The sequence below is a fragment of the Treponema sp. genome (assembly GCF_024696245.1).
Classification (GTDB): domain Bacteria; phylum Spirochaetota; class Spirochaetia; order Treponematales; family Treponemataceae; genus Treponema_D.
Genome location: NZ_JAILGZ010000036.1, coordinates 1 through 2,130 on the forward strand (window position 1 = coordinate 1; position 2,130 = coordinate 2,130).

Genomic DNA, 2,130 nt, shown 5'->3' on the forward strand with positions numbered 1-2,130 from the left:
TCAATAATAAAAGCCGCAATCGCAGATTTGCCCACCGTGGTAAAAAAAGACATGTGCGAGAACTACTACGAGTCTGTGACACACCTTATGTTCCGCATGTCCGGCTTCCGCGTGGTTTCAGAACTGCAGTCAGTTGCGGGAAGAAGTGATGTTGTCGTTGCTACAAAGGACTCTGTTTTTATTTTTGAACTTAAGATGGACAAAGGCCGAGATTTTGAAAGTGTTGCGGACGAAGCTCTTACCCAGATTGATGCAAACGGTTACGCGGACAGGTTCGTAGTAAGCGGAAAAGAAATGTTTAAGATTGGAGTTGTCTTTTCAAGCGAGGGCAAAGGTATGCTTGGCTGGAAGGTAAGGTAGCAGTAATATATATGAAGATGTTATAGAGCTTTCAAATAAGTTTAGCTGGGATTCTGTTTATTAACAATTGGAAAAAGCATATCAGAAATTGTTAAGCTAAAGATTTGTTCTTTTAGTGTTTTTTATAATCTTTTTTTATTGAGGTAACATGATTAAACATATTTTGATTTTTTCAGCCCAATATTTGCCCAGTTGGGGGGGAGTGGAGAAATATACTTTTAATCTCTCTAAGGAGCTGCTAAGTCGTGGACATAAAATTACTGTAGTTACTTCAAACGTAATGAATTTATCTGACTATGATTATTCTGATGGAATTGAAGTATATCGTTTGCCATGCATAAATTTGTTGAACGGTCGGTTTCCGGTGCTGAAATTCTGGACTAAAAAGTTTTGGAAATTAAACAAAGAACTCAAAAAAATGCATTTGATTTTTCTATAGTAAATACGCGTTTCTATATTCATTCTTTGTACGGTGCAATATTCGGAAAGAGACACTCCAAAAAAATTATTTGCATTGAACATGGAAGCGGACATCTCAGTATTGGCTCGGGATTTTGGGATTTTATAGGCAGATGTTATGAGCATTTTATTACAACTTTTATAAAGTTTTTCATAAAGAATTTTTATGGAGTTTCGCAAGGTTGCAATAACTGGCTTCGTCATTTTGGAATAGAAGCTAAAGGTGTTTTGTACAATGCCATTAATATAGATGATGTTGAAAAAATTAAGGCAAATATGAACACAAATTTTCTTCCTGTTTTGCCTGACGGTTCAAAAATACTTTCATTTACCGGCCGTCTAATTTTAGAGAAAGGAATTCCTGAAGCTATAGAAGCCGTAAAACTTTGCAACACAAAGTACGGACATCCAGAAATTCACCTTATGGTGGCAGGGGACGGTCCCCTAATAAATGAGTGCATTTCCTGCAAGACTGCTAATATTCATCTTTTAGGAAAGCTTTCTTTTGAGCAGATTGTGTCTCTTCTGTCAAACTCCATTTCTCTTCTGCTTCCATCATCATATTCAGAAGGTTTTCCTACATCTGTTTTGGAAGCTGTTGCCTGCAGGACTTATGTTATTATGACTCCTGTTTCCGGAGCAAAAGAAATCCTTCCTGATGACTCATACGGTACAGTTACGCAAAAAAGACCTTCTGCTGATGATATTGCAAAAGAAATGCTTGATATTCTTTATGATGACAAAAGACGGATGGAAGCTACAGAAAAGGCTTATAAAAGGTTAGTGGACAATTTTACTTGGAAGAATACTGCTGATAAGCTTTTAGAACTTCTATAAAATATAGTAAAAACACCTTTCATATGCAATTCATGGTTTATTTACCAGCCGCCCATGTGCTATAATATCAAATATGAACGAAAGATTTTTGCCGATTGGAATTCAGGATTTTGAAGATTTACGCAACCGCAACTGCATTTATGTAGATAAGACGGCTCTCGTCTACAAACTTGCAAGGGAAGGTAAGCCTTATTTTCTAAGCCGTCCGCGCAGATTTGGAAAAAGTCTTTTACTTTCGACGATGGAGGCATATTTTCTCGGTAAAAAGAACTTGTTCAAAGGCCTTGCGCTCGAAAAACTCGAAAAGGACTGGATTGAGTATCCGGTTTTAAGAATCAGTTTTGGAGCAGATAATTATCCCGATTTGGAATGCTTGAACTCAGCTTTAAATCTGCAGCTTTCTCGTTATGAAAGAAAGTATAATATTCAGGTTGAAGATAAGCGTTTTTCAACACGCTTGAATAATCTTATCAC

At 36.8% G+C, this 2,130-nt stretch carries 4 protein-coding genes; all 4 read left to right on the forward strand.

The genetic code is table 11. The annotated features are described in order from the left end of the window. Positions 1-360, forward strand: a 360-nt coding sequence (locus K6D58_RS02700) for a PD-(D/E)XK nuclease domain-containing protein (protein WP_296827296.1), incomplete at its 5' end; no start/stop codon positions are given. Positions 361-508: 148 nt separating this feature from the next. Continuing rightward, positions 509-799, forward strand: coding sequence for a glycosyltransferase (locus tag K6D58_RS11930; protein ID WP_367182326.1), 291 nt, complete (start codon positions 509-511; stop codon positions 797-799). 296 nt (positions 800-1,095) lie between these two features. Further along, the gene (locus K6D58_RS02705) at positions 1,096-1,656 is read left to right on the forward strand and encodes a glycosyltransferase family 4 protein (protein WP_296827298.1); all 561 of its coding nucleotides are present in this window, start codon (positions 1,096-1,098) and stop codon (positions 1,654-1,656) included. Positions 1,657-1,729: 73 nt separating this feature from the next. Continuing rightward, positions 1,730-2,130: AAA family ATPase (locus K6D58_RS02710; protein WP_296827301.1), on the forward strand; the 401-nt coding region annotated here is incomplete at its 3' end.